The organism is uncultured Phenylobacterium sp. (assembly GCF_902826855.1).
In the GTDB taxonomy this organism is placed as follows: Bacteria; Pseudomonadota; Alphaproteobacteria; order Caulobacterales; family Caulobacteraceae; genus Phenylobacterium.
This window is the reverse complement of record NZ_CADEGK010000227.1, coordinates 1-6599: the sequence shown is the minus strand read 5'-3', so window position 1 is coordinate 6599 and position 6599 is coordinate 1. Positions and strand designations below refer to the sequence as shown.

Genomic DNA, 6599 nt, shown 5'->3' with positions numbered 1-6599 from the left:
GCTCGACGGCTTTCGACAAGATCATCTCTGCGACCCACGACCACTTCTGGGATCCCCTGGACCCCAAGTACATCGACTTCTCCGCGCCGTGGGACATGGAGAACGATGCGCTGCTGCCCGACGACCAGGTGCTGAGCCTCGGGGTGCCCTACGTCCTGGAGCACCTCGAGAAGACCGGCCAGAAGGCGAAATTCATCAATGAGATGACGCTGTGGCAGTTCTCTTCGATCCTGCATGGGGAGCAAGGCGCGCTGAACCTGTCGGCCAGCCTGTGCCATGTGCTGAAGGACCAGGGCGCGCAGGAGTACGCCGCCAACCAGACGCGGGAGGAGGCGCGCCACGTCACCGCCTTCGCCAAGTACATCAAGGCCCGCTGGGGCCTGCCGCGGCCTTGCGGCACGGTGCTGAAGCAGCTCCTGGTCGACATCATCGAGGCGCCGGAGGTCTATAAGAAGATCATCGGCATGCAGATGCTGGTGGAGGGCCTGGCGATGGGCGCCTTCGCCACCGGCTTCAAGTACAACCGCGACCCGCTGGCCCGGAAGTTGTTCCAGCTGGTGATGACCGACGAGGCCTTCCACCACAAGTTCGGGAAGATCTGGGCCGACCGCACCATCCCGCGGATGAGCGAGGACGAGCGCGCGACGGTCGAGGACTGGGCGGCGCACTGCTTCCAGTCGCTGCTGTTCAACCTGGGCAGCCCCGTGCAGCAGGCACAGGTCTACCGCGACTTCGGGATGGACCCGGACCGGGTGCTGGAGGGCGTGCGCGAGATCATCCAGAACGATGACGCGCGGCGCGAGCGGCTGAAGAGCCAGACCAACATCTTCCGCGTCCTGATCAAGACGCTGCTCAACGCCGGCCTGATCACTGACCGCACCCGGGCCTTCTATGCGACCTACGTCGACATGGACGAGTTGAAGGGGGAGGGCGACAAGATGGTCGGCGACGACATCGCCGAGGAGGGGATCAAGTACCTCCAGGAGATCAACTTCAAGGACCGCGCGGCGTCGGTATCTATCGCGGCGGAATAGCCGCGGTGAACAGGCCCGCGCGTGGCCTCTGTCTGGCGGGATTTGTGGCGCTCAGCGCCTGCGCGCCACTCTCGCACCGCGCATCCACGACACCTGGCCACCCCAGAAACCTCGTCCTGTTCGTCGGTCGACAAGAGAACCCCGCCGCTCTGGCGGAGATCGTGACCGGCGTCCGCACTCAGGACGGCGTCGTCGGCATGGACGCGACGGCGTCGCGTGGACAGTGCCGTGAAGCCCGCGGGCGTGAAGTGGCCACCTTGCTCGAAGACGCGAAGGAAGCCGGGCTCGCTGCCGGCCTTGTCACCACAGATCGCGTAACGCGAGCGGCGGCGGCCTATGCCCACGTTACGGACGTGAACTGGGAAGTCGATGCCAACATGCCGCAGAACGCGATCGCGGAAGGATGCCGCGACATCGCTCGGCAACTGGTCGAGTTCGACCACCGAGGCGGGCTCGACGTGGTGCTGGGCGGCGGCCGGTTGGCGTTCGCGCCGGGCTCAAGACCCGACCCGCGACATCCGCGCCGGTTTGGGGTCCGACGGGACGGCCGCGATCTGGTCGCCGAGTGGCGCGCGCGAAACCCAGACAGCGCCTATCTAAAGTCGGCGGAGCAACTGACGGCTCTGGACCCCTCGGTCGCCGCGGGTCCGGTTCTCGGGTTGTTCTCGCCAGACCGCCTGGGCCAGGAGAAGGGCGACGGCGAGGACGAACCGTCGCTCTCCGTTATGACGGAGCGTGCTCTCCAGTTGCTCGGGCGCCGCCCTGCCGGGTTCGTCCTCGTCGTGGTGGCTGACGCGGGGACCGCCGAAGCGTCGCGGGCGATGCAGGCCGCGATGGCGGCGACCCGTAGCGTCGACACCCTGGTCGTCGTGGCGGGGAACAGCGCCCGCGGGCCGGGATCGCCGGCGTTCGCCGGTGTGTCCGATCCCCTGGCGCTTTACGCCTTGATGCGCGCAGCCGTGCTTCCGCCCCGGACCGCCGCACGCCGCTGACCGCCGTCAGGCGAACGCCAGCCATCGTCCAGCGGCCGCGGTCATCACCCAGACGAGGATGGCGGCGAAGGCCATCAGCTTGACGAACGGGCCGGCCGCCTGGCTGCGCCCGGAGGCGACGGCCTGGAGGGCGCCGAAACCGAGGATCACCGCCACGTAGCCCCAGGCGAAGCCCTTGTTCACCGGGTCGAGGTGGGCGTAGTCGTCGAACTTGTAGACCACGTGGGTCAACACCTGCTGGGCGGCGATCATCGCCAGCATGACGGTAAGATAGACGATCCGGGTCAGCCCGCGGGTGGCGAAGAGCACGATCAGCGCCCCGGCGCTGATCACGTGCCACAGGCCGGGATTGGCCAGCTTGGCCATCAGGAACGCCGAGATGGCCACCAGGAAGACGGCCAGGCCGACCAAGGCAGAGACGCGGGCGGCGGGACCCATCGCACCGTCGTTTCGGGTCGCCGTGAGGGTCACGGCGAAGGTGAGGATGATCCCCGCCAAAAGGCCGATCATCTTCGCGGTGAACGCCTCGGACGTGTAGAGCCGCTCGGCGTTGGACGAGCCGATCAGGAGGCCGGTGACGACGATCCCGATCATGCCGGCGATGATCCAGCCGCGCAGGTTGCGGTTGAGCTCCGAGGCCGGCTCGTCGGTCAGTCCCACGCCGATCAGGCGCAGGTTGAGGAGGATGGATGAGCCGCCGAGCACCGCCAGCGACAGCAGATGGCCCACCTCCCATTGGGCGAACCAGGGCTTGATCTGCTTGCCGGGAAAAACGTCGTCGAGCTGGGCGACCCAGTCGGCGAGCTGGGGGAGGAAGTCCTGCGGGGCAATGGTCACAGGAGATTCCCCTTCAGGTCGACGGCGCCGTCCTGCGACGTCTTGCACTCCTCGATGGCGTTCACCCAGTCGGGGAGGGGCTTGCCGCAGTTGTACCAATCGTAGGCGATGAAGCGGCCGAAGGTGATCACCACGATCCAGCAGGCGAGCGAGACGAAGGCGGATACCTGGATCTTGGTCGGTGGCTTGGGCAGGGCGTCCCACTGCGCCATGTTCCGCTGCAGCCGGTAGTGCATGACGATGATGTTGATGAAGGCTGCCGCCAGGAAGATGAGCTTCAGGCGAAACCAGATATTGTGATAATAAAGCAAAGGCTTGGCGAAAACGAGCGCCGTTCCCGTCGCGACCATGATGACCATGCCGAAGATGGTGAGGGGCAGGATCCGGTCGCTGATGACCGACACCGGCGTCTTCTTGAAGATGACCCCAAGCAGCCGAAGATCGACCACGAAGATCGTGCCGGCGAACAGCATCAGCGACAGTACGTGAGTGCCCTCGAGCAGCCCCCAGAAGTTCAGGGAGCTGGCGAGCAGGTCGCTCCACGAGGGATCATACTCGCCGGGCCCCTTGCCGAGCCTGGACATCCAGACGAACAGGTCGCGTATCAACCGGGATCCCCTCCCCAAACACACCGGCTCTTCTACAGGGGCCGGCTTGCGCGTCCATGGCGCCGTGCGTAGCCGTGAAGCTAGGCGGCCTGGGCGAGGTCGTCCAGCGCGTCGCGGATTAAACAGAGACCGGTGCGCAGGGCGCTGAGCCGGACCTCGGCCCGGCCAATGTCGCCGAACTGCTCCATCCGATGGCGCGTCGGACCGCCGCGGCGGGCGCAGGCGACGTGAACCAGGCCGCCGGGCTGGCCCGGCGCGTTGTCCGTGAAGCCCGTCACCGAGACCGCGATGTCCGCGCGCGAGCGCGCCAGGGCGCCCTCCGCCATAGCCCTGGCGCAGGCTTCGGAGACAGCCCCCTCCGTCGCCAGGATCTCGCGAGAAACGCCCAGGACCTCGTGTTTGGCCACTTCTGCGTAGGTGACGAAGCCGCGTTCGAAGGCGTGCGACTTGCCGGGCATGTCCGTGAGCAGGGACGCGAGCAGGCCGCCGGTGCAGCTCTCCGCGGTGGCCAGCATCAGCTTGCGGTCGCAGGCGGCCTGAAGGACGGCCTGAGCCAGTCGTTCGATGTCGTCGGGGATGGCGGGATCAAGGGCTTCAGCCATGGCGAAGGTAACCCCGTCGCCGCCAGCCCGGTTCCGGGCCTTGATTTTCCCGACGCCAGCGGGTGCTTAGGGCCATGAGCGGGGCCCCCAAAGTGACGATCGCCGGCGCGGGCGTGCTGGGGCTGGCGAGTGCGCTGGCCCTCGCCGAGGCGGGCTGCGCGGTGACCGTCTTCGACCCTGGCGCCGGGCCGAACGCGTCGACGGTGGCGGCCGGCATGATCGCCCCGGTGTTCGAGGCGGTGCTGGACCCGGCGGCCCGGAGCCACCTCGACCTCCTGATGGCCGGTCGCGACCGGTGGCCGGGACTGGCGCAGCGCACCGGCGTGGTCCTTGACCGATCCGGGGCGATCGCCGTGGGGGACGACGCCTGGCTGGCGCGCGTGACCGCGGGGTTGGATGCCCTGGGCCTGCGCGGTGCGGAAATCGGGCGAGCCACCGCGCTGGCCTTGGCGCCGGGGCTGTCCGACCGGATGGACCACGCGATCCTGACCCGCGAGGACTGGCGGGTTGATCCCGAGGCCGCTTTGCCGACCCTGCGTGCGGCGGCCGCAGCGCGCGGCGTCGCGTTCAGGATCGAGGCGGTGACTGGCCGCGGCGATGCCGACGTCCTGGTGATCGCCACCGGCGCCACGACGGGGCTGGCCGATGTCGCCCCCGAACTCGTCGAACTCAGCCCGATCAAGGGCCATATCGTGCGGTTCCCGGGGCCTGTGGCCGGCGTGACGGTGCGCACCGAGGGCGCTTACGCCGCGCCGGGGCAGGGCGGCCTGGCGGTGGGGGCGACCATGGAGCCCGGGCGCGCGGACACCCTGGTGGACTTCACGGTGGCCGCGCCGCTGCTGGCGGCTGGAGTGCGGCTGTTCCCGGCCCTGCGGGACGGCCGGTTCGAGATCGCCGCCGGGGTGCGCGGAGCGACACCCGACGGGCTGCCGATGGCCGGCTGGAGCAAGGCGTCCGGGGTGGTGCTTGCGGTGGGCGCGCGGCGCAACGGCTGGCTGCTCGCGCCGCTGGTGGCGGAGGTCGTGGCGGCTTGCGTGACGGGGCGCGATGCTGGCCCCTATGGCGCGCGGCTGGACCCGGCGCGGTTCGGGACAGGAAGGTCGGGGGGGTGGCGATGAACGGCTTCTGGTTCACCGACGAGCAGCAGGCGATCCGCGACGAGGTGCTGAAGCTCTGCGCGCGGTTCGACGCGGAATACTGGCGGCGCACGGACGAGACCGGCGAGTTTCCCGAGGCCTTCGTGGCGGCGATGGCCGAGGCCGGCTGGCTGGGCGCGGCGATGCCGGTGGAGTTGGGCGGCTCCGGCCTGGGGGTCACCGAAGCCGCGATCGCCATGCAGGCGGTGGCGGAAAGTGGGGCCGGGTTCTCCGGCGCCAGCGCGATCCACCTGAACATCTTCGGCCCCATGCCCCTGGCGAAATTCGGGACCGATGAGCAGAAGCGCAAGCTGATCCCGTCGCTGATCGCCGGAACGGACCGCATGTGCTTCGGGGTCACCGAGCCCAACGCCGGCCTGGACACCACCAGCCTGACGACCAAGGCGGTCCGCACCAACGACGGCTACGTCATCTCGGGCCGCAAGATGTGGACGACCATGGCCCAGCGGGCGACCAAGATGCTGATCGTGGCCCGCACCACGCCCAAGGCGGAGGTGAAGAAGGCCACTGACGGGATCAGCCTGTTCTACGTCGACTTCGACCGAGAACGGATCCAGGCCACCCCGATCCCGAAGATGGGGCGCAAGGCGATCGAGTCCAATGCGGTGTTCATCGACGATCTGCACGTGCCGGCCGACGCCCTCGTGGGCGAGGAGGGACGGGGGTTCTACTACCTGCTGGAAGGGCTCAACCCGGAGCGGGTGCTGGTGGCGGCGGAGGCCGTGGGGCTGGGCCGCGCCGCGCTGAAGCGGGCGGCGACCTACGCCAAGGAGCGGGTGGTGTTCGGCCGGCCGATCGGGATGAACCAGGGCGTGGCGCATCCACTGGCCAGGGCGTGGGCGGAGCTGGAGGCGGCCAACCTGATGACCTTCAAGGCTGCCGCCCTCTACGACGACGGCCGCGAGTGCGGGGCGGAGGCCAACGCCGCCAAGTACCTGGGCGGCGAGGCCGGCTTCAGCGCCTGCGAGGCGGCGGTGATGGCGCACGGCGGGATGGGGTACGCGAAGGAGTTCGACGTGGAGCGCTACATGCGCGAGAGCATGATCGCGCGCCTGGCGCCGGTGAGCCGCGAGATGATCCTCAACTACATCGCCGAGCGCGTGCTGGGCCTGCCGAAGAGCTACTGAAGCGGACGACGGCAGGCCCGCCGGGCTCAGGACAGGTTGAACCGGATCGGGATCGTCACCTTGCCGCCTTCGACCGGACGGCCGTCGACCGTCCGCGGGTTCATCTTGAAATACCTCGAAAGTTTCAGCGCGGCGGTTCCGAAGCCCATGGATGCGGGCGTCTCGCCGACGATGCGACAGGCTTCGACCGTACCGACGCCGGTAACCGAGCAGGAGATCGTGGCCTGGCCGGCCTGGCCGAG

General features: G+C 68.8%; 8 protein-coding genes. 4 read left to right on the top strand and 4 right to left on the bottom strand.

Features of this window, described 5'->3' with window-relative positions:
• Both QZV94_RS21610 and QZV94_RS21605 read left to right on the top strand, forming a co-directional pair.
• Positions 1–1034, top strand: a 1034-nt coding sequence (locus tag QZV94_RS21610) for a ferritin-like domain-containing protein (RefSeq protein ID WP_293681820.1), incomplete at its 5' end; no start/stop codon positions are given.
• Between the two features lie 161 nt (positions 1035–1195).
• Positions 1196–2026 carry an alkaline phosphatase gene (locus QZV94_RS21605; RefSeq protein WP_293681817.1) on the top strand — a complete coding sequence of 277 codons (831 nt, stop codon included), beginning with the start codon at positions 1196–1198 and terminating at the stop codon, positions 2024–2026.
• A gap of 6 nt (positions 2027–2032) precedes the next feature.
• Here the strand turns inward: QZV94_RS21605 and QZV94_RS21600 are convergent, their stop codons facing one another.
• From QZV94_RS21600 to QZV94_RS21590, 3 genes are all read right to left on the bottom strand, one after another.
• Positions 2033–2863 carry a DUF6644 family protein gene (locus QZV94_RS21600; RefSeq protein ID WP_293681814.1) on the bottom strand — a complete coding sequence of 277 codons (831 nt, stop codon included), beginning with the start codon at positions 2861–2863 and terminating at the stop codon, positions 2033–2035.
• A complete protein-coding gene (locus tag QZV94_RS21595) occupies positions 2860–3471 on the bottom strand; it encodes a DUF6644 family protein (protein ID WP_293681811.1) in 612 nt (203 codons plus the stop codon). The genes QZV94_RS21600 and QZV94_RS21595 overlap by 4 nt, the downstream gene beginning before the upstream one ends.
• 80 nt (positions 3472–3551) lie before the next feature.
• Positions 3552–4073 carry a CinA family protein gene (locus QZV94_RS21590; protein WP_293681808.1) on the bottom strand — a complete coding sequence of 174 codons (522 nt, stop codon included), beginning with the start codon at positions 4071–4073 and terminating at the stop codon, positions 3552–3554.
• A 74-nt stretch (positions 4074–4147) separates the two neighbouring features.
• Between QZV94_RS21590 and QZV94_RS21585 the strand changes: the two genes are divergently transcribed.
• Both QZV94_RS21585 and QZV94_RS21580 read left to right on the top strand, forming a co-directional pair.
• On the top strand, positions 4148–5191 hold the full coding sequence (locus QZV94_RS21585) for an FAD-dependent oxidoreductase (protein ID WP_293681805.1): 1044 nt from the start codon (positions 4148–4150) through the stop codon (positions 5189–5191).
• Complete coding sequence (locus QZV94_RS21580) at positions 5188–6357, top strand: acyl-CoA dehydrogenase family protein (protein WP_293681803.1); 1170 nt, start codon at positions 5188–5190, stop codon at positions 6355–6357. Before QZV94_RS21585 ends, QZV94_RS21580 begins: the two co-directional genes overlap by 4 nt.
• A 26-nt stretch (positions 6358–6383) precedes the next feature.
• Here the strand turns inward: QZV94_RS21580 and QZV94_RS21575 are convergent.
• The coding region (locus QZV94_RS21575) for an energy transducer TonB (RefSeq protein ID WP_293681800.1) at positions 6384–6599 on the bottom strand (216 nt) is incomplete at its 5' end.